At 69.6% G+C, this 26,134-nt stretch carries 22 protein-coding genes; 17 read left to right on the top strand and 5 right to left on the bottom strand.

Going from position 1 to position 26,134, the window contains the following annotated elements:
• Window positions 1-9: 9 nt before the first annotated feature.
• The 4 genes from ubiE to AC1MGR_RS07985 all read left to right on the top strand — a co-directional run bounded on the left by ubiE (window position 10) and on the right by AC1MGR_RS07985 (window position 4,259).
• The gene (gene ubiE, locus AC1MGR_RS08000; protein WP_108034532.1) at window positions 10-795 is read left to right on the top strand and encodes a bifunctional demethylmenaquinone methyltransferase/2-methoxy-6-polyprenyl-1,4-benzoquinol methylase UbiE; all 786 of its coding nucleotides are present in this window, start codon (window positions 10-12) and stop codon (window positions 793-795) included.
• A 31-nt stretch (window positions 796-826) separates the two neighbouring features.
• The gene (gene ubiB / locus AC1MGR_RS07995; protein WP_480234243.1) at window positions 827-2,383 is read left to right on the top strand and encodes a 2-polyprenylphenol 6-hydroxylase; all 1,557 of its coding nucleotides are present in this window, start codon (window positions 827-829) and stop codon (window positions 2,381-2,383) included.
• A gap of 47 nt (window positions 2,384-2,430) precedes the next feature.
• Window positions 2,431-3,702 (top strand): bifunctional phosphopantothenoylcysteine decarboxylase/phosphopantothenate synthase, encoded by a 1,272-nt coding sequence (locus tag AC1MGR_RS07990; RefSeq protein ID WP_480234242.1) that lies wholly within the window; start codon window positions 2,431-2,433, stop codon window positions 3,700-3,702.
• A 269-nt stretch (window positions 3,703-3,971) separates the two neighbouring features.
• Entirely contained in the window at window positions 3,972-4,259 is a 288-nt protein-coding gene (locus AC1MGR_RS07985; protein WP_480234241.1) for a hypothetical protein, read from the top strand.
• Between the two features lie 43 nt (window positions 4,260-4,302).
• On the opposite strand, the gene AC1MGR_RS07980 is transcribed toward AC1MGR_RS07985, so the two are convergent.
• The 3 genes from AC1MGR_RS07980 to speB form a co-directional block, all read right to left on the bottom strand.
• On the bottom strand, window positions 4,303-4,938 hold the full coding sequence (locus AC1MGR_RS07980; RefSeq protein ID WP_108034529.1) for a glutathione S-transferase family protein: 636 nt from the start codon (window positions 4,936-4,938) through the stop codon (window positions 4,303-4,305).
• A gap of 114 nt (window positions 4,939-5,052) precedes the next feature.
• The gene (locus AC1MGR_RS07975; RefSeq protein WP_480234240.1) at window positions 5,053-7,545 is read right to left on the bottom strand and encodes an esterase-like activity of phytase family protein; all 2,493 of its coding nucleotides are present in this window, start codon (window positions 7,543-7,545) and stop codon (window positions 5,053-5,055) included.
• A gap of 60 nt (window positions 7,546-7,605) precedes the next feature.
• Window positions 7,606-8,610 (bottom strand): agmatinase, encoded by a 1,005-nt coding sequence (gene speB, locus AC1MGR_RS07970; protein ID WP_480234239.1) that lies wholly within the window; start codon window positions 8,608-8,610, stop codon window positions 7,606-7,608.
• A 242-nt stretch (window positions 8,611-8,852) separates the two neighbouring features.
• On the opposite strand from speB, the gene rpsT reads away from it, so the two are divergent.
• From rpsT to AC1MGR_RS07905, 13 genes are all read left to right on the top strand, one after another.
• Entirely contained in the window at window positions 8,853-9,119 is a 267-nt protein-coding gene (gene rpsT / locus AC1MGR_RS07965) for a 30S ribosomal protein S20 (protein WP_055951936.1), read from the top strand.
• A 577-nt stretch (window positions 9,120-9,696) separates the two neighbouring features.
• A complete protein-coding gene (gene dnaA / locus AC1MGR_RS07960; protein ID WP_480234748.1) occupies window positions 9,697-11,211 on the top strand; it encodes a chromosomal replication initiator protein DnaA in 1,515 nt (504 codons plus the stop codon).
• Between the two features lie 188 nt (window positions 11,212-11,399).
• Window positions 11,400-12,521, top strand: coding sequence for a DNA polymerase III subunit beta (gene dnaN / locus AC1MGR_RS07955; RefSeq protein ID WP_108034526.1), 1,122 nt, complete (start codon window positions 11,400-11,402; stop codon window positions 12,519-12,521).
• A 61-nt stretch (window positions 12,522-12,582) separates the two neighbouring features.
• On the top strand, window positions 12,583-13,710 hold the full coding sequence (recF, locus tag AC1MGR_RS07950; protein ID WP_108034525.1) for a DNA replication/repair protein RecF: 1,128 nt from the start codon (window positions 12,583-12,585) through the stop codon (window positions 13,708-13,710).
• 251 nt (window positions 13,711-13,961) lie between these two features.
• Window positions 13,962-15,812, top strand: coding sequence for a DNA helicase RecQ (recQ, locus tag AC1MGR_RS07945; protein ID WP_480234238.1), 1,851 nt, complete (start codon window positions 13,962-13,964; stop codon window positions 15,810-15,812).
• A gap of 166 nt (window positions 15,813-15,978) precedes the next feature.
• On the top strand, window positions 15,979-17,142 hold the full coding sequence (locus AC1MGR_RS07940) for a hydrolase (protein WP_480234237.1): 1,164 nt from the start codon (window positions 15,979-15,981) through the stop codon (window positions 17,140-17,142).
• A gap of 110 nt (window positions 17,143-17,252) precedes the next feature.
• Window positions 17,253-19,478 carry a phosphoribosylformylglycinamidine synthase subunit PurL gene (purL, locus tag AC1MGR_RS07935; protein ID WP_480234236.1) on the top strand — a complete coding sequence of 742 codons (2,226 nt, stop codon included), beginning with the start codon at window positions 17,253-17,255 and terminating at the stop codon, window positions 19,476-19,478.
• A 34-nt stretch (window positions 19,479-19,512) separates the two neighbouring features.
• A complete protein-coding gene (locus tag AC1MGR_RS07930; protein ID WP_055951915.1) occupies window positions 19,513-19,749 on the top strand; it encodes a BolA family protein in 237 nt (78 codons plus the stop codon).
• Between the two features lie 22 nt (window positions 19,750-19,771).
• Complete coding sequence (locus tag AC1MGR_RS07925; RefSeq protein WP_480234235.1) at window positions 19,772-20,278, top strand: DUF29 domain-containing protein; 507 nt, start codon at window positions 19,772-19,774, stop codon at window positions 20,276-20,278.
• 32 nt (window positions 20,279-20,310) lie between these two features.
• On the top strand, window positions 20,311-20,652 hold the full coding sequence (gene grxD / locus AC1MGR_RS07920) for a Grx4 family monothiol glutaredoxin (protein ID WP_108034521.1): 342 nt from the start codon (window positions 20,311-20,313) through the stop codon (window positions 20,650-20,652).
• A 130-nt stretch (window positions 20,653-20,782) separates the two neighbouring features.
• Window positions 20,783-21,682: an NAD(P)/FAD-dependent oxidoreductase gene (locus tag AC1MGR_RS07915; protein WP_480234234.1), complete on the top strand. Its 900-nt coding sequence runs from the start codon at window positions 20,783-20,785 to the stop codon at window positions 21,680-21,682.
• Between the two features lie 71 nt (window positions 21,683-21,753).
• Window positions 21,754-22,632: an SMP-30/gluconolactonase/LRE family protein gene (locus AC1MGR_RS07910; protein WP_480234233.1), complete on the top strand. Its 879-nt coding sequence runs from the start codon at window positions 21,754-21,756 to the stop codon at window positions 22,630-22,632.
• 168 nt (window positions 22,633-22,800) lie between these two features.
• Complete coding sequence (locus AC1MGR_RS07905; protein ID WP_480234747.1) at window positions 22,801-23,025, top strand: hypothetical protein; 225 nt, start codon at window positions 22,801-22,803, stop codon at window positions 23,023-23,025.
• A gap of 36 nt (window positions 23,026-23,061) precedes the next feature.
• Here AC1MGR_RS07905 and AC1MGR_RS07900 read toward each other — a convergent pair whose 3' ends face one another.
• Both AC1MGR_RS07900 and AC1MGR_RS07895 read right to left on the bottom strand, forming a co-directional pair.
• Window positions 23,062-23,883, bottom strand: coding sequence for a hypothetical protein (locus AC1MGR_RS07900; protein WP_480234232.1), 822 nt, complete (start codon window positions 23,881-23,883; stop codon window positions 23,062-23,064).
• Between the two features lie 86 nt (window positions 23,884-23,969).
• Window positions 23,970-26,072 (bottom strand): M3 family metallopeptidase, encoded by a 2,103-nt coding sequence (locus AC1MGR_RS07895; protein ID WP_480234231.1) that lies wholly within the window; start codon window positions 26,070-26,072, stop codon window positions 23,970-23,972.
• Between the last annotated feature and the right edge of the window lie 62 nt (window positions 26,073-26,134).

The raw sequence follows: 26,134 nt of genomic DNA, 5'->3' as shown, positions 1-26,134 counted from the left end.
GGGTGGTCCATGAGTTCGGTGAAACGGTCGGTCGATCAGTCCGCGGACGCGGCGAGCACGCATTTCGGCTTCGAAAGCGTGTCCCTCGACGAGAAGCAGGGACGCGTCGACGACGTCTTCCGCTCCGTCGCCAAGCGCTACGACCTGATGAACGACCTGATGTCGGGCGGCTTGCACCGCGCCTGGAAGTCGCACCTCATCTCGATGCTGCGGCCGCCGCGCAACCGGCCCTTCCGGCACCTCGACGTGGCCGGCGGCACCGCCGACATCGCCTTCCGCGCCCTGGAGGCCGGCGGCCCGGCGACCCACACCACCGTCCTCGACATCAACGAGGCCATGCTGCGGGTCGGCGCCGAGCGGGCGGGCGACCGCTTCACCGGGCGCATCGACTTCGTGACGGCCAATGCCGAGGCGCTGCCGCTGCCGGCGGAGCAGTTCGACGCCTATACCATCGCCTTCGGCATCCGGAACGTGCCCCGGATCGACAAGGCGCTCGCCGAGGCCCACCGGGTCCTGAAGCCCGGCGGCCGCTTCCTCTGCCTCGAATTCTCCAAGGTCGACCTGCCGGTGCTCGACCGGATCTACGACGCCTACTCGTTCCACGTCATCCCGCGCCTCGGCGCGCGGGTGGCCGGTGATGCGGATTCCTACCGCTACCTGGTGGAATCCATCCGCAAGTTCCCCTCGCCCGGGCGCTTTGCCGGGATGATCGAGGCGGCCGGCTTCCACCATGTTAGCCACCGCCCGCTCACGGGCGGCATCGTGGCGATCCATTCGGGCTGGAAGGTCTCGTGACGACGGATCCCGTCACGACGCGGATCGCCTGATGCTCGGCGCCATCGTTCACCTGGCCCGCGGCGCGCATGTCGGCTTCGTGCTGGCGCGCGAGGGCGCCCTCGCCCTGGTCGACCCGACCGAGTTGCCGCCGCATCTCCGGCTCGTCCTGCGGATCGGCCGGATGCTGGAACGTCCCGGCCTGGGAGTCGGTGCCGGCCCGCTCCAGCGCGCCCTGACGCGTCTCGGGCCGAGCTACGTCAAGTTTGGCCAGTTTCTCGCCACCCGCCCCGACATCGTCGGCATGGCGGCGGCCCGCGACCTCGAGACCCTGCAGGACCGCGTCCCGCCGTTCCCGCAGGAAACCGCAATCCGTCTCGTGGAGGCGGCCCTCGGCAAGCCCGTCGCGCACCTCTTCGTATCGTTCAGCCCGCCCATCGCGGCGGCCTCGATCGCGCAGGTCCACAAGGCCCATCTCCTCGACCTCGACGGCACCGAGCGCGTGCTGGCGATCAAGATCATGCGCCCGGGCGTGCGTGAGCGCTTCCAGCGCGATCTCCAGGTCATGCGCTTCATGGCCCGCGTCGTTCACGTGCTCTCGCCGAAGGCGGAGCGCCTGCGCCCGCGCGAAGTGGTGGAGATCCTCGCCCGCTCGGTGATGATGGAGATGGACTTCCGGCTCGAAGCGGCTGCGATGTCCGAGCTGGCCCAGAACACGAAGGGCGACGCGGATTTCCGTGTGCCGAAGCCCGACTGGGAGCTGACGGCCCGCGACGTCCTCGCCAGCGAATGGATCGAGGGCATCCGCCTCAACGACCGCGCCGCCATCGTGGCGGCCGGGCATGACCCGAAGGCCCTCGGCCGGGCGGTGATCCAGTCCTTCCTGCGCCACGCCATCCGGGACGGCTTCTTCCACGCGGACATGCATCCCGGAAATCTCTTCGTCGATCCGACAGGCACGCTCGTGGCCGTCGATTTCGGCATCATGGGCCGGCTCGGGCACATGGAGCGGCGCTTCCTCGCCGAGATCCTGCTCGGCTTCATCCTGCGCGACTACAAGCGGGTGGCCCAGGTGCATTTCGAGGCCGGCTACGTGCCGGCGCACCATTCCGTCGAGGATTTCGCCCAGGCGATCCGGGCGATCGGCGAGCCGATCCACCAGCGCAAGGCCGACGAGATCTCGATGGCCAAGGTGCTGACCCTGTTGTTCGACATCACCGCCCTGTTCGACATGAGCACCCGCACCGAACTGGTGATGCTGCAGAAGACCATGGTCGTGGTCGAGGGCGTCGCCCGCTCCCTCGATCCGCAGCTCGACATGTGGACCGGCGCCGAGCCCGTGGTGCGCTCCTGGATCGCCCGCAACCTCGGCCCGGTGGGCCGGGTCGAGAGCCTCGGTCGCGCCGCCCTGACCATCACCGACGTGGTCTCGGATATCCCCGACCTCGCCCAGCGCCTGCGCCGCATCCTGGTGCGCCTCGACGAGGCCGGCTCCGGTGACGGCAATCGGCTCGATGCCTTCGCCCGGGCCGAGCGCAAGCGCGCGATCTGGTCCACGCTCGCCCTCTGGGGTATCGCCATCGGTGCGCTGGTGATGGCGTTCCGGTAGCCTCCCGCGCAACGATCCGTCAGGCTCGCCTCCGAAGGGGTTCGACCATGACCCGTCCGCTCCAGAATCGCCGCATCCTGCTCGTCATCGGGGGCGGCATCGCCGCCTACAAGGCGCTGGACCTGATCCGGCGCCTGCGCGAACGGGGCGCGCAGGTGCGCCCTCTGCTCACCAAGGGCGCCCAGGAATTCGTGACGCCCCTGGCGGCGGCGGCGCTTGCCGGCGAACGCGCCCACACGGACCTGTTCGACCGGGCCGAAGAGGCCGATATCGGTCACATCAGGCTTGCCCGGGATGCGGATGCCATCGTGGTCGCCCCGGCTACCGCCAGCCTGATGGCACGCATGGCGACGGGCGATTCGTCCGACCTCGCCGCCACGGTGCTGTTGGCCACGACCCTTCCGATTCTGATCGCGCCCGCGATGAACGTCCGGATGTGGCAGCACCCCGCGACGCAGCGCAACCTCGCGACCCTGCGCGGCGACGGCGTCCAGGTCGTCGGTCCCAACGAGGGTGCCATGGCCGAGGCGGAGTTCGGGCCCGGCCGCCTCGCCGAGCCAACCGAGATTGCTGATGCCGTGGAGGCGATGCTGGCGGACGCCCGTCCGGCTTCGGGCTTCGGCTTCCTGGCGGGACGCGGAACGCCCGCGGTGGCGGCGTCCGGTCCCCTGGCCGGCCGGCACGTGCTCGTCACCTCCGGGCCGACCCACGAGCCGATCGACCCGGTCCGCTACCTCGCCAACCGCTCCTCCGGGCGCCAGGGTCATGCCATCGCAGCCGCCGCGGCCGCCGCCGGCGCGACGGTGACCCTGGTCTCCGGACCGGTGGCGATTCCGGACCCGCCCGACGTGCAGGTGGTGCCGGTCCAGACCGCGCGCGAGATGCTGGCGGCGGTGGAGGCGGCCTTGCCGGTCGACGTCGCCATCTTCGCCGCCGCCGTCGGCGACTGGCGGCCGGCCGAGACGCGCGAGTCCAAGATCAAGAAGGACGGTGCGGTGCCAGCCCCCCTCGCCCTGGTCGAAAATCCCGACATCCTCGCCACCATCGCCGGACGTCCGGCCGGGCGGCCCCGCCTCGTCGTCGGCTTCGCGGCGGAGACCGATGCGGTCCTCGACAACGCCCGCGCCAAGATCGTCCGTAAGGGCTGCGACCTGATCGTCGCAAACGACGTGTCACCGGCGGGCGGCGTCATGGGCGGGACCGCCAACACCGTGCATCTGGTCGGACGCGACGGCACCGTCGAGACCTGGCCGACCCTCGACAAGGACGAGGTCGGCCGCCGGTTGATCCGGCACTTCGCCGCCCTCCTCGACGCCTGATCCACAGGCTTTGGAAAAGCACGCGGAGCCGATCGTGCGCTGGCGCGTTAAGGCTTGACTAACGTCTCCCGCCGCATCATTTCGGCGTCGTTCGCACGTGCAGCAGATCAGCTCGCCCGCGCGGCTCCACAGGAACTCCCGACCCTAATGCCCAGCGACAGTAGTCGATGGACCGCGCCGCCGATGGCCCTCCGCGAGACCCGCGCCTGATCGCTTGATCGGGCTCGCCCGCGACCGGCCCCGATGGCCCGGTCGAACGAGGTGAGCCGATGACCTTCTCGAATGCCCTTCCACGCCTGCGCGTCGCCGTAGCGCCCGTGCGAACCTTGAGCCTTCGCCGTGCGGACGGCTCGAAGCTCGTGCGCGTCAAGGCGCGCCGCCCGAAAGCCCGGACGTCGGCGGCGGGCGATGCCAATGTCGCCCTGATCATGGCCGTGATGATGACCCTGGTCTTCGGCCCGGTGATCGGCGTCCACCTGATCGCCGCCTACGCGCCCGCCGCGCCGGCCTCCGACGTGGCGGTTCGCAGCGTCGGAACGCCGATGCCGCCGGGCTGAGTGTCCGGCCGCCTCCATCCGGCGGCCGGCGTCGACTCTCCAGTCAGGCCCGCGCCGCCTCCAGCTCCGCCGAGAGGGCGGCCTCGGCGGCCATGACCTTGCGCACCGCCGGACGAGCGTTGATGCGTCCGAGGTAGGCCATGATCGCCGGCTCTTCCGGCACCAGCTTGAAACTCGTCGTCCAGCTGAGTGCGGCGCCCCAGAGCACGTCGGCGGCCGAGTGCCGTTCCCCGAGAAGGTAGGGACCTGGCGTGAGGGCCTCGACCAGTGTCCGCAGCACCGCTTCGAAATCGCCGTAGGGTGACATCGCCCTGGGGCCGGGCTCACGTTGGAGCGCCCGGTCGACCACGGCCGGCTCGAAGGTCGACCCGTAGAAGACCATCCAGCGCAGGTAAGGGCCCCGTAGCGGGTCACCGATGGGAGGGGCGAGGCCCCGGTCGGGAAACTGGTCGGCGAGGTAGAGGTAGATCGCCGCCTGCTCGGTGATCAGCGCCTCGCCGTGGCGCAGGGCCGGAACCTTCCCCAGGGGATTGATACGCAGGTACTCCGGCTCCCGCCCCCGCCCCGAACGCAGGTCGAGCACATCCAGCGTATGCGGCGCGCCGAGTTCTTCGAGGAGGATGCGCACGCCGGAAGAGCGCGTCTGGGGAGCGTGGTAGAGCGTGAGATCGGTTTCCAAGCGGTGGACATTCCGGCTGAGTCGGGCGGCGCAGGCTCTGCGCCGGCGCCGCTCAGGTCAACCGTTCGCCCGGGGGGCGACGTGCCTCCTCTTCCGGACTGGCCGAGACCGCGCTCACCATTGGTAGCGCACACCTGCGGTCAGGCCATGGCCGAGCCCCGCCCGCGTCCCGATCGCGGCCTGGTAATCCAGCCGCCAGCCGAGCTGCTCGGTGAATTGACCCTGGAGGCCGGCACCGGCCGTGGCGAAGTCGCCGCGCAGGGACGGCACCGCCACCGTGGCGCCGGCCATGGCGTTCTCGACGCTGGCGAGCCGAACCGCGGTGCTGCTGCTCGCCGGACCCGTCCCAAGGTTGTAGGCGACGCGGATCGAGGGGATCAGGGCGCCCCAGCCGGAAAAGGCGAGTTCGAGGCCGAAGCGCGCGGCGTTCTGCGCGACGTCGAGGTCGCGGTAGGCGAGGTTGTTGCCGGCCGCTCCGCTCTCGGTGAAACCGTCGACCTGACCCGAGAGGTGGGTGAAGCCCGCGAAGGGCGTCAGGCGGATGTCGGCGCTGGCGAACGGCACGCCGAGCTCGGCATCCACGGCGAACGCGAGTCCCGAGGTCTTGCCGGTGCCCGTCAGTCCGTAGGCGGCGGGGCGGCGAGTCCGATCGAAGTTCACCATCGGCGCGCCGCCGACGATGCCCTGCGCGTAGAAGCCCGGGCCGTAATAGCCCGCATAGGCGGAGCCGGTGATCGCGCTCTGATCCTGGCGGAAGTCGCCGGGGCGGCTCAGGGACCCGCCGCCGCCACCGACGGCGATGCCGGCGCGCCAGGGACCGTCGATGGGCAGGTCGATGCCGGCGCTGCCCTGCGCCACCGTCCGGTCGAGTTCCGCGCCGCCGCTGCGCGGCTGATCGGCGAAGACGACATCGCCACCGATCCAGGCACCCCCGGCCTGTCCCCAGGGACCGGCCGAGCCGTTGCCGCGGCGCAGGGCCGAGAGATGATCCTGCACGCTGCGGGTCGCCGAGGCGGCGAAGCCCAGGAGCCCGCCGCCGAGGCTCTGCAGCACGACCGGCGCGGTCTGCTTCATCACCGCGAGCCCGTAAGGATCGACGTAGGTCGGGAGCGTCAGCCGGTAGGCGAACAGGAGGTTGTCGTTGGTCAGGCCCGCATCGTAGCTCTGGCCGTTGATCACCCCCTTGCGGGTGAGGAAGTCGTTGTCGTTGCCCACCAGCAGGAAGTAGTCGTTCGGGGCCTTCTCGCTCAGCACCGGAACGAAGCCCATCGCCTCCAGCTTCTCCGGCATCGTCGTCTGGGTGGCGGGGTTGGTGTTCAGGTTCATCCCGAAGCGGCCGAGATGGACGGGATTGAGCAGGTTCACGGCCTCGGTGGTCTGGACCGGCGTGATGCCCGCGCGCAGGACGCCGCCCGGCGCGATCGGCATGACCCCGTCATAGGCCGTGCCGGCGATGTTGGTGGCCTGGGCCGTGTCGACGAGCAGGACGCTCTTGTAGACGATCGGGTTGGTCGGGCCCGTGCCGAGGCCGTTGGAATCCCGCGACAGCACGAGGAACTGGGTGTCGTTCAGGGCGAGCATCTCGCTCTGGGCCGCCGTGCGGTTGGGGGCGCCGCCGTTGCCGTTCTGCCGGTAGGTGGGCAGTTGCAGGACGTATTCCCGCGTCGGCGCCCCGGGCGTCGGGGTGCCCGACACGTCGTAGTAAAGGATGCGGGTGTTGGTGCGCTGCTGCTGGTCGGCCCCCGAATCCTGCACCGTCGCGCTCTGCAGGATGGTGACGAGCCCGCGCCCGTCCGGCGTCAGCGCGATCGCCTCGAGACCCTGGTTGTTGCGGCGCCCGGACTCCGTCGGCGGATTGATCGAGTTGAAGTTCAGGCGTCCATCGGTGCGGGGCTGGAGGGCCGTCGGGATGCCGATCACGCCCTGCAGCTGCCCCGCCGCGGAGAAGTAGTAGACGTTGGGGCCGTACTCGTCGCTGACGTAGAACGATCCGTCGAGCTTGCGGACGAGGCCCTCGGCATCCAGGCTGATCCGTCCGGCACTCGGTCCCGTGGTGGCCGAGGGCAGCACCGCGCCGAGTTGCGTCGTCGAGCCGGCGCCCGGGTCGAGTCCGCTGAACCGCTGGCCGCGCGCATCGGTGAGGACGATCCCGCCGGCGGGGGTCAGGGTGATCTGCCGCTGGGACGCCGTAGCTTGCGGCAGGTTCGCACCGGGGTCCGGCGTGAACGCCAGGGTGAAGCGATTGAGGCGCCCCACATAGTCGGTGAAGAGGCCGCCGTCAGGGTTGTTGTAGCCGCGGTCGGGCAGCGTGTAGAGCGTGCCCTGGTAGCTTCCCCCGGTCTGGCGCCAGGTGCTCAGGTCCATCGCCAGGGACGAGAACGACCCGAGCGAATCGCCGAGGAAGTCCCGGGTGTCGGCCGAGAGGCGTCCGATGCCCTGAAGCCCCTGGTTGACGTTCGTCGTTCCGTTGAAGGGCACCGACACGGCCCCGTCCGCCCGGGTGATGTTCGGGGTCCGGATCTCCTTCGCGAAGGCGGCTCCGACCCCGATCACCGAGAGGATGACGGATCCGACGGCCCGTACCGCCCGGCCTCGATGGTGCGACACGGCCGTTCCCCACGGTTAAGCTTCCGCGGGCTCTGGGCCGGATCGCATGACGGGCGTGTGTCAGTCGCCTTCCATGCCCGCCCTGCGTGTGTCGACCGCCTCCGCCAGGAGGCAGAGGATCTCGAAGGCGAGGGTGGCACCGGCCAGGGCCGTCACGCCGGAGGGGTCGAGGGGCGGCGCGACCTCCACCACGTCGGCCCCGATCAGGTCGAGGCCGCGCAGCCCCCGGACGATCTGCAGCGCCTCGCGGGACGTGAAGCCGCCCATCTCGGGCGTGCCCGTGCCGGGGGCGTAGGCGGGGTCGAGGGCGTCGATGTCGAAGCTCAGGTAGGTCGGTGCGGTGCCGACCACGGCGCGGGCCTCGGCCAGGACCGCCGGCAGGCCGCGGTCGATCACCGCCTCCATCGGCACGATTCGCACGCCCTGGGCGAGGGCCCAGTCGAGTTCGTCGGCCGAATCGGTGCTGCCGCGCAGGCCGATCTGTACCATGCGGCGGGGATCGAGGACGCCGTCCTCGATGGCGCGGCGGAAGGGCGTGCCATGGGTCAGGCGCGTGCCGTCGTATTGCCCGTCATCGGTGTCGCCGTGGGCGTCGATGTGGATCAGCCCGACGGGATGCGCATTTCCGAGGGCCCGGAGCACCGGGTAGGTGACGAAGTGGTCGCCTCCGATCGAGAGGGGCACGATCCGGGCATCCGCCAGGGGCCGGTAATGGGCTTCGATGGCCCGGGCCGTGGCGGCCACGTCGATGGGATTGACGGGGACGTCGCCGAGATCCGCGCAGGCCGCGAGGTCGTAGGGCGCGACGCCGGTCGCCGCGTTCCGGACCCGTGTCCCGGTGGAGGCTTCGCGGACGCCGCGTGGACCGAGCCGCGCCCCGGGACGGTTGGTGGTCGCGCCATCGAAGGGAATGCCGACGAGGCCGATGTCGATTCGCCCCGGCGCCTCGGACGGGTCGAGGACGGGCAGGCGCATGAAGCTGGCGAGGCCCGAGAATCGCGGGGTCGCCATGCCCGACTGGGGTCGATACCGCGCGATCCGCACCCGATCCGCCTCGCTCAGCATCCGTTCCCCTCGCCGATCCCTGCCTGACCCGTTCAAGGTCCGGCGCACCGCGCCGACCCGACGACGGCACGATGACGTTCCGTTGACGGATCGGCAACGCGTGGCTATAGAGCCCACATCGCCGACGGACGCGCACCCCGCGATCGTCGGCTTCGCCATTGCCCGAACAACCTGCACGCGATCCACCGACACTCAAGCCCGAGGGCTCGTCGCGATCGCCTCAAACGTGACGAGGATGCCCCATGGCCAACACCGTGTCGGCCAAGAAAATGACCCGCAAGATTGCGAAGCGCACCGCGGTCAACCGCTCGCGTCGCAGCCGTATGCGCACCTTCGTCCGCAAGGTCGAGGAGGCCATCGCCGCCGGTGATCAGTCCAATGCACTGACCGCCCTCCGCGCCGCCGAGCCCGAGATCATGCGGGCCGCCCAGCACGGCATCGTGCACAAGAACAACGCCTCCCGGAAGGTCTCGCGCCTCGCCGCGCGGGTGAAGGCGCTCGCCGCCTAACTCACTCTTCCAGCAGAGACGCGAAGAAGCCCGGCAGCGATGCCGGGCTTTTTTCGTTCTGGCCATCCGCTACGAGACATCGGTCCGCGGTCACCTGCCCTATCCGACGGCCCCTCGCCGGAATACCGAACTCGGCCACCGAGTTCTCCGCAGCGCATCGCGTCGCGATCCCGAATCAGGACAGTTTTGGTGAGACGCCGTTAACGCTAATCAAAATCTGTCTTGTTGCGGGCGGACAAGGCCGAGTGTAGCTTAACGATGTGTCACGATGAACCAAACAATTCCCCGCTGCCCTGAGTCCAGAGCGAATCATCCACAAGGTGGGGCCGGCGACTGGACTCCGCTCACGTAACCCGCGCCGGAATTGCTTCAATTTTTGCTATCCCCGTAAGTCCCGTTGTTAGGAGAACCGTAGCTTATTGTTGATAGGCTTGCTTCATCGACAAAAGCCATCCCAGAGGCGGTTGACTCTGGACCGGCAATATGGGTCTCGCGAATGCCTCGCGGGGCGCAACGTCAGTCAAGTGTGCGTACGTACCGGTGGCGGCTCTCCGCTCTCGGCACGAGGAGAGCGATGATGCATGTCGACGGAAGCGTGTCCGGCAATGCCGAGATGGGCATGAGCGGCGTGAGCGGTCCCGATACGGTGGCTGCCTGGGCCCGGGTGAAGCGCCGCCTGCGGGCCGAGCTGGGCGAGGACGTGTTCGCGAGTTGGTTCGCCCGCCTCGAACTGGTGGAGGTCCTGGACGGAACCGCCCGCCTCACGGTGCCCACCCGATTCCTCAAGAGCTGGATCGAATCCCATTACCTCGACCGGGTGCTGAACACCTTCCGCAGCGAGGTCGAGTCCGTTTCGCGCCTCGACGTCTCGGTGCGCGGTCCCTCCGCCGCGGCCCGCCCGGTTCCCAGCACCCCGAAGACGGCCAGCAGTGCCGCGAGCCCCCTCGCCCGTCTCCAGGCCGCCGGCTCGGCGATTCCGTCTCACGGGGATGCCCTCGGCGTCGCCGACGGTGAGTCGGTCCAGGCCCCGCGCGGCGAAGCCGCCGGCGACCTCAACGGCGCCCCCCTCGACAATCGGCTGACCTTCGCGAGCTTCGTCGTCGGCCGCTCCAACGCCCTCGCCCATGCCGCCGCCGAACGTGTCGCCCGCCACGATGGTCAGGGCGCCCTCTACAACCCGCTCTACTTCCATGCCGGCGTCGGTCTCGGGAAAACCCACCTCCTCCACGGCATCGGCCATGCCGCGCGGGAAGCCGGCCGCCGGGTGATCTATCTGACGGCCGACCGCTTCATGTACGGCTTCGTCAACGCCCTGAAGACCCAGAACGCCCTCGCTTTCAAGGAGCGCCTCCGGGCCATCGACCTCCTCATCCTCGACGACGTCCAGTTCATCCAGGGCAAGTCGATCCAGGCCGAGTTCGGCCACACCATCAACGCGCTGATCGATGCCGGCCGCCAGGTGGTGGTCGCCTCGGACCGTCCGCCCACCGAGCTCGAAGCCCTGGAGGAGCGCGTACGCTCGCGCCTCGCCGGCGGCCTCGTGGTGGAGATCGGCAGCCTCGACGAGCAGCTGCGCGCCTCGATCCTGTCTGCGCGCTTGGCCGCCGTGCAGGTCTCGCACCCGAACTTCGAGGTCTCGCCGACGGTGGCCACCTACGTCGCCCGGGCGATCACGGCCAACGGCCGCGACCTCGAAGGCGCCGTGAACCGCCTCCTGGCCCACGCCACCCTCACGGGCACCGCCGTGACCATGGAGACCGCCGAGACCGCGATCCGCGACCTCGTGAAGAACCGCGAGCCGAAGCGCATCAAGATCGAGGACATCCAGAAGCTGGTGGCCTCGCGCTACAATGTCTCGCGCTCCGACATCCTGTCCGAGCGGCGCACCGCCGCCGTGGTCAAGCCGCGCCAGATCGCGATGTACCTTTCGAAGGTGCTGACCCTGCGCTCGCTGCCCGAGATCGGCCGCCGCTTCGGCGGGCGCGACCACACCACCGTGCTGCACGCCGTGCGCAAGATCGACAAGCTGATCGGCGAGGACAACGTGCTGAACGACGAGGTCGAGCTCCTGAAGCGCATGCTGCAGGATTGATGCCCCCGGGGCGTCGCGGTGATCCGCGACGCCCCGAATCATCTGCGGGATAGCCGGCCTCTCGCACTTGCGTTCCCCGGGAGGCTTCGCCAAGTTCAGCGGCCACGGTGCCAGGGTGCACGCAGGACCGGGGCGCGTCGAACGCGCGCCTTCCGGCGACGCCCGACGAGAGACCACGAGTTCAGACCATGAGAGTCACTGTCGAGCGTGCGGCCCTTCTTCGGTCGCTCGGCCACGTGCACCGCGTGGTGGAGCGGCGGAATACCATCCCGATCCTCTCCAACGTGCTCCTGCGCTGCCACGCGGACGGCCTCGAGCTGAAGGCGACCGACCTCGACATCGAGGTGACGGAGACGATCCCGGCCGACGTGGTGGATGCCGGCGCCACCACCGTGCCCGCGCACGTCATCTACGACATCGTTCGCAAGCTCCCCGACGGCGCCCAGGTCTCCCTCGAGACCAGCGGCGAGACCGGGCAGATGACGATCCGCTCCGGCCGCTCGCGCTTCTCCCTCGGCGCCCTGCCCGAGGGCGACTTCCCCGACCTCGCAGCCGGCGAGCTGCCGACCCGCTTCGTCATCGCTGCCTCCGACCTGAAGCGCCTGATCGAAAAGACGCAGTTCGCGATCTCGACGGAGGAGACCCGCTACTACCTCAACGGCATCTACCTCCACACCATCGAGGTGGAGGGGTCCCTGCGCATGCGCGGCGTCGCCACCGACGGCCACCGCCTCGCCCGGGTAGAGATCGAGGCGCCCGAGGGCAGCCGCGACATGCCGGGCATCATCGTGCCCCGCAAGGCCGTCGCCGAGATCATCAAGCTGGTGGAGGATGGCGGCGAGAGCGTCGAGATCGACCTGTCGCCGGCCAAGATCCGCTTCAAGTTCGCCAGTGGCGTGGTGCTGATCTCGAAGCTGATCGACGGCACCTTCCCGGACTACCAGCGCGTGATCCCCTCCGGGAACGACAAGTTCCTCACCGTCGAGCGCGACGTCTTCGCCAAGGCCGTCGACCGTGTCTCGACGATCTCGTCCGAGCGCGGGCGGGCCGTGAAACTCGCCGTGCAGGAGGGCCGTCTCGCCCTCTCGGTGAACAACCCGGATTCCGGCAGTGCCACCGAGGAGCTCGACGTCGACTACGATGCGCCGGCCCTCGATATCGGCTTCAACGCCCGTTACCTCCTGGACATCACGAGCCAGCTCGAGGGCGACACTGCCCTGTTCAAGCTCGCCGATCCGGGTTCGCCGACCCTGATCCAGGATCGCGAGGGGGCGGCCGCCCTCTACGTCCTGATGCCGATGCGAGTCTGATCGGCGCAGGGGGGCCTCGCGGTGCGAGACAGGTCCGGGCCGATCGGCTAAGGGCTGAGGCGTGCGCCTCACCCGTCTGATCTGCCGCGATTTCCGCAATCACGCCGACCTCGACCTCGCGGTCGGCCGCCGCTTCGTGGCCCTGGTCGGCGAGAACGGGGCCGGCAAAACCAACCTCCTCGAGGCGATTTCGCTGTTCTCCCCGGGCCGTGGCCTGCGCCGGGCCGATCTCGCCGCGATGCCGCGCAGCGGCGGCCCGGGTGGGTTCGCCGTCTCGATGACCCTGGCGGGGGACGAGACCGAGCACCGGATCGGGACCGGCTACGAGCCGCCCGGCCTCGATGGGCGTGCGGCCCGCCTCTGCCGCATCGACGGCACCACCGCACCCTCCCCCGTGGCCTTCTCGGAGTTCCTGCGGGTGGTCTGGCTGACGCCGGATCTGGACGGCCTGTTCCGCGGTCCCGCCGGCGACCGCCGCCGATTCCTCGACCGCCTCGTCCTCGCGGTGGATGCGAGCCACGGCGCCCGCGTCAACGCGATGGAACGGGCCCTGCGCTCGCGCAACCGGCTGCTGGACGAGCGCCCCAACGACGGCCAGTGGCTCGATGCGATCGAGCGCGAGGTGGCCGAACTCGGGGTCGCCGTGGCGCTGGCCCGGCGCGAGACCGCCGAGCGCCTGGACCGGCTGATCGCCGAGAGCCGCGACGATGCCCAGCCCTTCCCCTGGGCCGGCCTGCGCCTGGAGGGCGACCTCGACGATCTCGTGGCGGTCTGGCCCGCGATCGAGGCCGAGGACCGCTTCCGTATGGCCCTGCGCCAGGGCCGCAGCCGCGACCGGGCCGCCGGCCGGACCCTGAGCGGTCCGCAGACCAGCGACCTCGTGGTCCGCCATGGGCCGAAGGACGTTCCGGCGGCCACCGCCTCCACCGGCGAGCAGAAGGCGCTGCTCATCGGCCTCGTCCTCGCCCATGCCCGCCTCGTCCAGGCTATGAGCGGGCTGGCGCCCGTGATCCTCCTCGACGAGGTCGCGGCCCATCTCGACCCGCGCCGGCGGGCAGGCCTGTTCGATGCCCTCGAAGCCCTGCAAGGCCAGGTCTGGATGACGGGGGCCGACCCGGCGCTGTTCGGAGAGCTCGACGGGCGGGCCGATATGGTCAAGGTCGTGGATGGACGGATCGCGTCGACCTGATCGCGCACGCGCGTCGGGGCGTCAGACGCCTCCCCGGAATGTCGGTCCGCGCGAGGTCGACGCTGAGGATCGCCTGCGCCGACGCCGCCACCTTCTCGGCAAGGCGATTGACCTCCTCGCTTCGGATGTCCAGAGGCATGTTGCCGATCCCCGGATAGACCCGTCGCGTGCGTCAACGCTTCGAGCGTATTGCCGACACATCGGTGCTGCAAGCCGCTCGCCCGTCCGATCACCATCAGGCCAGGATGCCCATGACAAGCCGCCTCGACGAGGCTCGCGCCGCGTTGAAGACCACCTTCGGCTACGACGATTTCCGGCCCGGCCAGGACGAAGTGATCGGCGCCGTCCTCGACGGCACGGACGTCTTCGCCGTAATGCCGACGGGGTCGGGCAAGTCGATGACCTACCAGCTGCCGGCGCTGGTGGAATCCTCGCTGACGGTGGTGGTCTCGCCCCTCATCGCCCTGATGCACGATCAGGTGCAGCAGATGCTCGGCTTCGGCGTCGCCGCCGCGACCCTGAACTCGTCGGTGGCCGAGGCGACCGCCCGCGAGACCTGGCGGCAGATCCGTTCCGGCGACCTGCGCCTGCTCTTCGTCTCGCCCGAGCGCCTGATGATGGAAGGCCTGATGGACGCCCTGCGGGGCGCCGGCGTGCGGCGGCTCGCCGTGGACGAGGCCCATTGCGTCTCGCAGTGGGGACACGACTTCCGGCCGGAATACCGGGATCTCGCCCGGGCGCGCGAGGCCCTGGGCAATGTCCAGACCGTGGCGCTCACCGCCACCGCCGACAAGGCGACCCGGGCCGACATCACCGAGCGGCTGTTCCCGGCGGGCCGCGAACTCAAGGCCTTCGTCCATTCCTTCGACCGGCCGAACATCCGCCTGACCTTCGCGCCGAAGGACAACCCGACCCGCCAGATCGAGCGCTTCCTGCGTCATCGCCGCGCCGAGAGCGGGATCATCTACTGCTCGTCGCGCAAACGCACCGAGCAGCTGGCCGAGACCCTGGCCAAGGACGGCTTCAACGCCCTGCCCTACCATGCCGGCCTCGACCAGGGCACGCGGATGAAGAATCAGGATACCTTCCTGCAGGAGGACGGCGTCGTGATGACCGCCACCGTCGCCTTCGGCATGGGCATCAACAAGCCGGACGTGCGCTTCGTCTGCCACGCGGACATGCCGTCCAACGTCGAGGGCTATTATCAGGAGATCGGCCGCGCCGGCCGCGACGGCCTGCCGGCCGACACCCTCACCATCTATGGCCTCGACGACATGGCCCTGCGCCGTCGCCAGATCGACGAGAAGGAGGTGCCGGACGAGCGCCGGCGCGTGGAGCGGCGCAAGCTCGAGGCGATGATCGCGCTGTGCGAGGGCGCCACCTGCCGGCGCCAGTCGCTGCTCGGCTATTTCGGCGAGGCGAGCGAGCCCTGCGGCCGCTGCGATCTCTGCCGCAGCGGCGTCTCGCTCATCGACGCCACGGTGCCGGCGCAGAAACTCCTCTCGGCCATCGTGCGCACCGGCCAGCGCTTCGGCGCGGCCTATGTCTGCGACGTGGTCCACGGCAAGGAGTCCGACTCGATCCGACGCAACGGACACACGGCGCTCAAGACCTTCGGCGTCGGGGCCGACAAGCCCATCGCCGCCTGGCGCGCGATGCTGCGCCAGCTCTTCGCCGCCGGCGCCGTGACCGAGAACGGCGACGGCTTCGGCGGCCTCTCCCTCACCGACAAGGGCGAGGCGATCCTGTTCGGCCGCGAGCCGATCCAGATGCGCCCCGACCCCGAGCCGAAGATGGCCGAGCCGCGCGACCGCAAGCGCGGCGCCGCCCGCGAGGACGCGAGCCTCGACCTCGATCCCGCCACCGAGGCGCTGTTCCAGCATCTCCGCGGCCTGCGTGCCACCATCGCGCGCGCCGAGGGCATCGCCGCCTTCATGGTCTTTCCCGACCGGACCCTGATCGAGATGGCGCGCACGAAGCCCGTCGACCTCTACGCCCTGCGCACGGTCCACGGCGTCGGCGAGCGCAAGCGCGAGGCCTACGGCGAGCGCTTCGTGGCGGCGGTCGCGGATTTTCTGTCCCACGCGCCGGCCGACCGTTAGGGCGTCCGACCGGGGTGCGCCGGCGTGATGCGCTTTCGCACTCGTCTATCCGGATCGCCATCGTGTAGGGACGGGCGCGGCCAGCGGCCGCCAGCTTCGAATCGGACGGGTCCTCATCATCACGCCTTCAGATCCGCCCGCTCCGGCCGCCCGTCAGGTCTTCTACATGCCGGGCTTCGATCCCCGGGAACCCGAGACCTACTGGGGTCTGTTCCGGCGGGAAGCTCGGCTGACCGCCGTCCGGCGCGGCCTGGCCATCACGGTCGGGGATCCGGAGCGGACGGCCGACGGCCTCGCCGTCGACTGGCGCGTCGACCTCGACGGACACACCACCCGCTACACGCTCCTGCGCTGGGACGACATCGTCGCGGCCAGGTTCCCCCGAACGAACGGACGCCGCCTCGTCGAGGTGCCGGCCCTGTGGTGGCGCCTGATCCGGTCGGGCTACATCGGTCCCTTCCGGCGTGAGGCCCGGCGCTTCGCCCGGGTCATCGTCGGCGTCCATCTGATCTACCTCTTCCTCGTCGCGCTCAGCCTCGGCCTGGCGGCGGGTGCCGTCGCCCTGGTACCGGGCCTGTCCTGGGCCTGGGGACTCCCGGCGGTGCCCGTGCTGGCCTACGGAGTTCTCGCGCTGCTCATGCGGACCACCCGCGGCAAGCCGTTCTACGTGGCGCATCTCGTCGACGACACCGCCTTCACCCACGATCACGCCAGCGGTGCCGACACCCGGATGCGCACCCGGCTCGACGCCTTCGCGTCGATCATCCGGGGCGCGGAGGGCAAGGCTTCCGAGATCGTGGTCATCGGACATTCCTCGTCGAGCTTCCTCGGGCTCGAGGCCCTGGACCGGGCGCTCGTCGCCGATCCCGAGTTCGGCCGGCGCGGCACACCGGTCTCCTTCGTCAGCATCGGCAGCGTGATCCCGTGGATCACCCTCGATCCCCGCGCCACAGAAACCCGCGGCGCCCTCGCCCGGGTGGCGGCGAGCGACGCGATCCGCTGGCTCGACGTCCGGGCCAAGTGGGACTGGCTCTCGGTGCACCAGCGTAACCCGCTCAGCGCCTCGAAGCTGCCTGCACCCTTCGCTCATCGCCCGGTCGAGATTCACGTCCGGATCGAGGACCTGATCGAGAAGCGCATCATCGCCCGGCGCAAGTGGAACCTGTTCCGGATGCACTTCCAGCTGCTCATGTCGAGCCGCGACCCGGAGGCCTTCGACTACATCGCCTTCGTGGCCGGTGCCGAACCCGTCCACGCGCTGATCCGGCGCTGGCGGGACGTGAAGGAGCAGCCCAAGGGGCGTTTCATCGCGGAAAGCCCGGAGGATTAGCCTCCCGGATCGGGCTCGATCGACGATCGCGTGTTGCCAGGGCGCGGCGTTCCGCTTTAGAGCCGTCACGCACGGCCGGACCCGGACGGGGGCCGTGCCGAGAGGGTCGCATGTTCCGCAACGATGTTCCGATCACCCCCGAACTGGTCCGCCAGCACGGCCTGACGCCGGACGAGTTCGAGCGCTTCCGTGGCTTGATCGGGCGCGACCCGACCCTGACCGAGCTCGGCATCGTCTCCGCGATGTGGAACGAGCACTGCTCCTACAAGTCGTCCCGCAAGCACCTGCGCGGCTTGCCGACCTCGGCGCCGTGGGTGATTCAGGGGCCGGGCGAGAACGCTGGCGTCATCGATATCGGCGACGGCCTCGCCTGCGTCTTCAAGATGGAGAGCCACAACCACCCGAGCTTCATCGAGCCCTACCAGGGCGCGACGACCGGCGTCGGCGGCATCCTGCGCGACGTGTTCACGATGGGTGCGCGCCCGATCGCGGCCCTGAACGCCCTTCGCTTCGGCTCGCCGGACCATCCGCGGACCCGCCACCTCGTCTCCGGCGTGGTCGCGGGCATCGGCGGCTACGGCAATTCCTTCGGCGTGCCGACGGTGGGTGGCGCGATGGGCTTCCACCCGCGCTACGACGGCAACATCCTCGTCAACGCCATGGCGGTGGGCCTCGCCCGTACCGACGGGATCTTCTACGCGGCGGCCACCGGCGTCGGGAATCCGATCGTCTATCTCGGCTCGAAGACCGGCCGCGACGGCATCCACGGCGCCACCATGGCCTCGGCCGAGTTCGACGACGCCTCCGAGTCGAAGCGCCCCACCGTGCAGGTCGGCGACCCCTTCGCCGAGAAGCTGCTGCTGGAGGCCTGTCTGGAGTTGATGGCCTCGGGCGCGGTGATCGCGATCCAGGACATGGGTGCGGCCGGACTGACCTGCTCGGCCGTCGAGATGGGTGCCAAGGGCGACCTCGGTGTCGAGCTCCACATCGAGAAGGTTCCGGCCCGCGAGGCCGGCATGACCGCCTACGAGATGATGCTGTCGGAGAGCCAGGAGCGCATGCTCATGGTGCTCAAGCCGGGCATGGAGGCCGAGGCCGAGGCGATCTTCGTGAAGTGGGGCCTCGATTTCGCGATCATCGGGCACACCACCGACACGCTCCGCTTCGTCGTGAAGCATGACGGCGTCGTCATGGCCGACCTGCCAATCAAGGAACTCGGCGACGAGGCGCCCCTCTACGACCGGCCGCACATCGCCAACACGCATCAGCCGGTGCTCGCCGCCGCCGACGTACCCGAGACGGTGGGCAGCGCCGAGGCCCTGAAGCGCCTCGTCGGCTCGCCCGACCTGTCCTCGAAGCGCTGGGTCTACGAGCAGTACGACCACTTCATCGGCGGCAACACCGTGCAGAAGCCGGGCGGCGACGCCGCCATCGTGCGCGTCGAGGACGGCCCGCGCGGTCTCGCCATGACCGCCGACGTCACCCCGCGCTACTGCGAGGCCGACCCGGTCGAGGGCGGCAAGCAGGCCGTGGCCGAGGCTTGGCGCAACATCACGGCGGTCGGCGGCAGGCCGCTGGCCATTACCGACAACCTGAACTTCGGCAACCCGGAGAAGCCCGAGGTGATGGGCCAGCTCGTCGGTTGCCTCAAGGGCATCGGCGAGGCCTGCAAGGCCCTCGACTTCCCCGTCGTCTCCGGCAACGTCTCGCTCTACAACGAGACCAACGGCGTCGGCATCCTGCCGACTCCCACCATCGGCGGCGTCGGCGTCCTCGACGACGTGACGCGCCACGCGACGCTGAACCTGAAGCGCGCCGGCGACGTGCTTTTGCTGATCGGCGACACCGCCGGCTGGCTCGGACAGTCGGTCTACCTCTCGGTCATCGCCGGGCGCGAGGACGGCGCTCCACCCCCTGTGGACCTCGCCGTCGAGCGCCGCAACGGCGACTTCGTCCGCGGGCTGATCACGTCGGGCCTGGTCGACACGGTCCACGACCTGTCCGACGGCGGCCTCGCCGTGGCGCTGGCCGAGATGGCGATGGCCGGCAGCATCGGCGCCGCGCTCCCCGAGGTGCCCCAGGGCATACCGACCCACGCCTACCTGTTCGGCGAGGACCAAGCCCGCTACCTGCTCGCTGTCGACCCGGAGACGGCGCCGGACCTGCTCTACAGCGCTTCCGCGCAGGGCATCCCGGCGGCGGTGATCGGCGTGACCGGCAACGACCATTTGACCCTGCCCCACGGCGAGACCATATCGGTGGCTGCCTTGCGCGAGACCCATGAGGGCTGGCTGCCGGCCTACATGGCGAGCCAGCCGGCGGGCGTCCCGGCCTGAAGCCCCCTTTTCCAGATCGTCAGGAGCCAACCCGATGCCGATGGATGCGCGCGAGATCGAGGCGATGATCCGTGAGGCGCTGCCCGACGCCCGGATCGAGATCAAGGATCTCGCCGGTGACGGCGACCACTACGCCGCCACGGTCCTGTCCTCGGCCTTCAAGGGCAAGACGCGGGTCGCGCAGCACCAGATGGTCTACGGCGCGCTCCAGGGGCGGATGGGGGGTGTGCTGCACGCCCTTGCGCTCACCACGGGCGTCCCGCAGGATTGACGCTTCCCCGGAGGCGGACCGCATGGACCAGCCGAGCCTCTACGACAACGACATCGTGACCTGGGCCGAGCAGCAGGCCTCGACCCTGCGCGCCCTCGCGCGCCGGCCGGACCTGTCGAACATCCTCGATTGGGAGAACGTCGCCGAGGAGATCGAGAGCGTGGGGCGGTCTCAGATCAGAGCGGTCGAGCAACAGCTCCTCCAGACCCTCATCCATGTCCTTAAGTACATGTCCGCGCCGCGCGCGCAGTCGACCCGGTCGTGGCGGGTCGAGGTGATTGCCTTCCACGCGACCGCGCGGCGGGCCTACGCGCCGGGTATGCGGTATCGGATCGACTGGGACTGGATCTGGAAGACCGCCCGGCTCCAGGCGGAGGCGTCGCTCCAGATGTACGACGATCATCTCGTTGCGGGCTTACCGGACGGGATGCCGTTCACGCCGGACGAACTCGTCGCCGAGACCTTCACGATGGATTGGGCGCTCGAACGCCTGGCCGCGACCTTGAACAGGCCGGCCGACCATCATTAGATCAGCATCACACTGTAGAGGATCGAGAGACCATGAGCGACGTCAACAACGCGATCGAGAACGAGATCAAGTCCCAGGACGTGGTCGTTTTCATGAAGGGCACGCCGCAATTCCCGATGTGCGGCTTCTCGGGCCAGGTCGTGCAGATCCTCAATTACCTGGAAGTGCCGTTCAAGGGCGTGAACGTCCTCGACGATATGGCGATTCGCGACGGCATCAAGGCCTTCTCCAACTGGCCGACCATCCCGCAGATCTACGTGAAGGGCGAGTTCGTCGGCGGCTGCGACATCACCCGCGAGATGTTCCAATCGGGCGAGCTGCAGCAGTTCCTGTCCGAGAAAGGCATCCCCGTGAAGGCGCCGACCGCCGCTTGAGGCGTGTCGCACCTGTGGGACAGATCGAGGGCGCGCGAGCGCCCTTTTTCCTGTCCGCTAAGGCGATGATCGAACATCCGCCCGCTCGAACCGTTGAGGCTCGACAGTCCGAACCGGGGAGCGGCACGACATGCGCGACGTCATCATCGTCGGCGGCGGCCCTGCGGGGCTCAATGCGGCCCTCATCCTCGGCCGCTGCCGCCGGGACGTCCTCCTCTGCGATGCCGGCCATCCACGCAATGCGGTGGCCCCGCGAAGCTGGGGCGTCTTCACCCGGGACGGCACGCCGCCCCTGGAGTTGAGGGCCCAGGCCGAGGCCGATCTCGCACGATACCCGACGGTTGAGCGCCGCGCAGCGAAGGTCACGCGGGCCAAGCGCTGTGACGATGGGTTTGCCGTCGTGCTCGCCGACGGCACCCGCGAAATGACGCGCAAGCTCGTCCTGGCCACGGGGCTGCATCAGGCCCTGCCCTCGGTGGAAGGCTTCGAGGATTACTGGGGCCACGGCGTCCATTCCTGCCCCTATTGCGATGGCTACGAGAACCGGGACCGGCCCCTCGTCGTCTATGCCCACGGCGAGGCCGCCAGGGGCATGGCCCTGGAGCTGACGGTCTGGAGCGACGACGTCACCCTCTGCACCGACGCCCATCCGACGGAATTCTCCGACCACGACCGTGAACGCCTCGGTCGCCACGGGGTCCGCATCGTCGAGACGCCGATCCGGCGCCTGGAGGGCGACGGGTGCCAGCCGCAGCGCCTCGCCTTCGCGGACGGGACGAGCCTGCCCTGCCACGCGGTCTTCCTGATGCCGATGCCGTGCGAGCCGTCCGACCTCATCACCCAGCTCGGATGCGACCTGACCCGCAAGGGCGTGGTGCCCACGGGCGAGTACGAAACCACCAACGTGCCCGGCCTGTTCGTCGCCGGAGACGCCTCCCGCCGGGTGCAGTTCGCCGTCGTCGCCGCCGCCGAGGGCGCGATGGCGGCCTTCGCGGTCAACACCGAGCTACTGCGCGAGGACGTCGCCTGATCGACGTCGCCGCCCGAACGTGCCGCCGCCTTTCCCGTCCCAGCCCCCTGCCGAGCCCGGAGCCCGACACGATGACCCTGCGCGTCCATCCGCACACGCCCCGCGTCGCCGTTCCCTGCCGCTGCACCCTCGGCGAGGAGGCGACGTGGGACGCGCGCTCGGACACGCTCACCTGGGTCGATGTCGAGACACCGACGATCTGGCGCTATCACCCCGGCAGCGGCGAGACGCAGACCTTTCCGCAGGACGAGAAGCTCGGCTTCGCCCTCCTCACGGAGGATCCCGGCATCGTGCTCGCCGGTTTCGAATCCGGTGTCGCGCTCCTGCACCTGGAGGGCGGTCGCCGGGACCCCCTGGTGACGCCCGACGATCATTGCTCCGGCAACCGGCTCAACAGCGGCCATGTCGGGCCGGACGGTGCCCTCTACTTCAGCACCATGGACGATGCCGAGGCCGAGCCCACCGGCACCTTCCATCGCTGGCATGGCGGGCGCCTCGATGCCTTCGGCGGCGGGGTCGCCGTCTCGAATGGCCCGGTCGTCACGCCCGACGGCAGCCGGATCTTCACGGCCGATACCGCCGAGGGAATCATCCGCGTCCATTCCGTCGAAGAAGATCGCATCGGACCGCCGCGGCGCTTCGCGACCTTCGAATCCGCCTGGGGCAAGCCGGACGGGCTGACGGTGGATGCGGCCGGATACCTCTGGGTCTGCCATTACGGCGGATCACGCATCACCCGCTTCGACCCGACAGGCGGGATCGAGCGGGTCCTGCCGGTTCCGACCGCCCGCGTGACGAAATGCGCCTTCGGCGGACCCGACCTCACGACCCTCTACATCACGACGGCCCTGCGTGGACGCGACCCGGCCGTGGATCCGATGGGCGGGCACCTGTTCGCCGTAGAAACCGGCATCCCGGGGCTTCCGGCGGCGATCTACCGCGATGCGTGAAGACTGTAATCAGGTGCGCTGCCGCACCGCGTTAACCTTCGGCGAGGCGCAGAGGTAAATTAACGGTAAATAATCGCGGGCTTTCGGAACTTATTGCCGTTGTCCACATTATCTGCCAGTGACGGGTCCTGCGGCTCCCTCCGGGGGCCAGACGGGACCTTGGGTCCGGTGACCGCCATGCCAGTGTTCGAAGCCAAGAACCTTGATTCCGACTTCGAAGGCTTCGCCTTCCTGACGTCGATTCTGCATCCGTCGGCCGAAGCGCAGACGCGGGCCCTCACGCATGGCCGCAACCGTGCCGCGCGCGGATCGATGATCGCGGACCCGCTGACGATCGAGCCGCACTTCCCCGTCCGGAACGTGGAAACCGAGATCGAGGCTCAGGCGTCCTAACCAGATTTCGTCAGTTTGCCTGAATCGGAATTGGCTTCACCATGTCTGTGGCGTGATGGTGCCCTGCTTGGTGACCACCACCCAGCTCTTGCCCCGCCGCTCGATGCTCTCGATGCGTCCGACGCCCGGAACCGTATCACCGGGCCCGACCTCGACCAGGCGGCGCTTGCGATCCTCCAGAACCGCCACACCGTCGTAGACTTCGCGCACGGCCCAGCCCTCGGCCGGCGACGGCTTCGGCTTGTCCGGAATCGTACCGGTTTCGGTCGGCTCGGGAGCGGCAGGCTTGGCGGCCTGAGGCGCCACGACGGGCGCGGGGGCCGGAGTCGCGGCACGCTTCTCGATCTGCACGGTCAGGGCCGCGAGACGGGCGCTCTGATCCTTTTCCGCCTGCTCCAGACGGTCGCCGGTGGCGGCCAGCTTCGTAGCGAGGCTCTGCTCGGCGCGTCCGAGGCGCTCGGCCAAGTTCGTGTGGCGCGCCTTGGCTTCCGTGCGAGTGGCCTCCGCGTTGTCCTGCAACTGCGCGAGGCCCTTGGCCAGGCGTTCGACCTGACGCTCGGAGTCGATGCGGCCGATCTCCATCTGATGGCGGATCTGCGCGAGGGTCTCGCTGCCATCCGCCACGCGCGGAGTTGCGAGGCTCATGGTGCCGGCGCCGATGAGCGCACCGAGTCCCAGGCTCGCCGCGGCGATCGCGAGAAGGCGCGGCTCGACACGCAGCTTGGCGGTCCAAGGCGTGCCGTTCGTCACGGCCGGGGCAGCGGACCTCTCGGCCGAGGCGCGCGCGCCCAGGATGGCTTGCTTGAGCAGGGTGTCGGGCGAGGGTTCGGCCGACGCCGCGAGGACCTTATCCGTCATGACCAATGCTTCCTGATGGTGCAGGAAGCATTGGTTAAGGCTGTTTCTTTACGAAACCGTTACCCTGTTTTCAGGCCCTTCGGTCGTTAGGCCGCGAGCCCGCGCTGGCGCAGGAGCGGATCGATGCTGGGCAACCGCCCCCGGAAGGCGGTGTAGGCCTCGCTCGGGTCCCGCAGGTTGCCGGCACCGTAGACGTATTTGCGCAGGCGTGACGCCGTCTCGGGGTGGAAGATGTCCCCGGCCTCGCGGAAGGCGTCGAAAGCGTCGGCGTCGAGGACTTCGGACCAGAGATAGCTGTAGTAGCCGGCCGCGTAGCCGTCGCCCGAGAAGATATGGGCGAAGTGCGGCGTCCGGTGCCGCATCGCGATCTCGGCCGGCATGGCGATCCGCTTGAGGGCGTCCGCCTCGAAGGCGGCGACGTCGAGGCCGTCCTCGCCACCGCTCGACAGGTGCAGCGTCATGTCGACGATCGCCGAGGCGGTGTACTCGATGGTAGCGAAGCCCTGATTGAAGGTCCGGGCCGCGAGCAGACGCTTCAGCAGGTCCTCGGGCATCGGCTCCCCGGTGCGGTAGTGGCGGGCGTGCTTGCGCAGCACCTCCGGCTGTTCGAGCCAGTGCTCGTAGAGCTGGGACGGCAACTCGACGAAATCGCCGGCCACCGCGGTGCCGGCGAGCAACGGGTAGGTCACGTCCGAGAGGAGGCCGTGCAGGGCGTGGCCGAACTCGTGAAACAGCGTCCGGGCATCGTCGAAGGAGAGCAGGGTTGCCTCCCCCGCCGGCGCCTTGGCGAAGTTCATGACGTTGACGATGATCGGCTTGATGTCGCCGTTCAGCCGTTCCTGCGAGCGGAAGGCGCTCATCCAGGCGCCGCTGCGCTTGGTGGCGCGGGCGAAGTAATCACCGAGAAAGAGGCCGACCTCGGAACCGTCCGCGTTGCGCACGGCCCAGGCGCGCACGTCCGGATGATAGCGCGGCACGTCGGGCAGTTCTTCGAAGCGCAGGCCGAAGAGCCGCTCGGCCGTGTCGAAGGCCGCCGCGATGACGCCGTCGAGGGGCAGGTACGGCTTGATTTCGCTCTCGTCGAGGTCGTGCTCGGCCCTCCGCAGTTTCTCGGCGTAGTGACGCCAGTCGTGCTTGGCGAGATCGAAGTTGTGGCCTTCCGCCTGGACCAGGGCCTGGAGCCTGTCCCGCTCGGTGGCGGCCTGGTGGTGTGCCGGCGTCCAGACGTTGCGCAGGAGGTCCATCGCCCGGTCGGGCGTGCCCGCCATCGTGTCCGAGAGCTTGAAATGCGCGAAGCTGTCGAAGCCCAGCAGCCGGGCCCGCTCGGCTCGCAGCGCGACGATTTCCGCGATGATGCCGCGATTGTCGGTGGCGCCGCCGCCCTCGCCCCGGCGAGTCCAGGCTTCGTAGGCCTTTTCGCGCAGGTCCCGACGGGTGGAGAAGACGAGGAACGGCTCGATCAGCGAGCGCGACAGGGTGATGACGTGGCCGTGCGCGCTGCCGCGCTCGCGGGCGGCCGAAGCCGCGGCGGCGCGCAGGAAGGGGGGCAGCCCGGCAAGGTCGTCCTCGTTCTCCAGCGGCAGCGCGAAGCTGCTCTCGTCGGCGAGCAGGTTCTGGCTGAAGGTGGTGCCGAGCTCGGCCATGCGGGCGGCGATCTCCGCCATCCGATCCTTCGCCTCGGGAGCGAGGTCGGCGCCCGAGCGGCGGAAGCGGGTCCGGTAGCGGTCCAGGACCCGGCGCTCTTCTGGCCCGAGCTGCTCGGCCTCGGGGTCTACCGCCGAGATGCGGGCCCAGAGGGCGGCATTCAGGTAGATCGCGCTGCCGTGCCGGGCGAGGCGCGGCGTGATGGCCCGCTCGACGGCCTGCAGTTCGGCATTGGTGTGGCTGCCGGTCAGGTTGAAGAACACCGAGGCGACGCGGTCGAGATCGTGCCCGGCCCGCTCGAGGGCGGCCACCGTGTTGGCGAAGGTCGCCGGGGCGTCGTCGGCCGCGATGGCGTCGATCTCGGCCCGGTGGCTGGCCAAGGCCGCCTCGAAGGCCGGGAGGTAATGGGCGGCCGCGATCTGCTCGAAGGGCGGCAGGCCGTGGGGCGTCGACCAGTCCGCGTCGGCGAAGGGACCGATCTGCACCGCAGCGGAGGAGGCCTCCTGTACGGACTCCTGGGGAGCGTCGGGCGTTCCAGTGGTCATTCGCGTTCCTTCGTCCGGTTCGTCGCGTGTCGCGCCGCAAGGTAAGCACGCCGGCGCGAAGC

Source organism: Methylobacterium sp. BI1 (assembly GCF_056680125.1).
The sequence above is the reverse complement of the archived record's forward strand: the minus strand, read 5'-3'. Positions and strand labels throughout refer to the sequence as shown.